We start from the raw sequence: 315 nt of genomic DNA on the forward strand, positions 1-315 counted from the left end.
TGGCTTGCGAGGATGAGCATGGTGCGCTGACCCAGTATCAGTGGGACGCCGTAGGTCGTTTGCTGAAAGTGATTCAGCCTGACGGGGCCACACGCGAATTCAGCTACAACCCGTACGGAAAAATCACTGCTGAGCGCGACGAGTTGGGCCGCGTCACCCGCTACGAATATGCCGACGGCCTACACCTGATCAGCCGTCGGATTAATCCGGACGGCACGCAGCTCAAATACCGCTACGACAATGTTCGGTTGTTACTCACCGAGATCGAAAATGAGGTTGGGGAAACCTACCGGCTTGAGTACCACGCCAACGGCC

At 57.1% G+C, this 315-nt stretch carries 1 pseudogene; it reads left to right on the top strand.

Going from position 1 to position 315, the window contains the following annotated elements:
* A pseudogene (locus HX818_RS02165) lies at window positions 1-315 on the top strand (YD repeat-containing protein); the annotation flags it as partial.

It is taken from the genome of Pseudomonas sp. F9001 (assembly GCF_013385435.1).
Taxonomy (GTDB): Bacteria; Pseudomonadota; Gammaproteobacteria; order Pseudomonadales; family Pseudomonadaceae; genus Aquipseudomonas.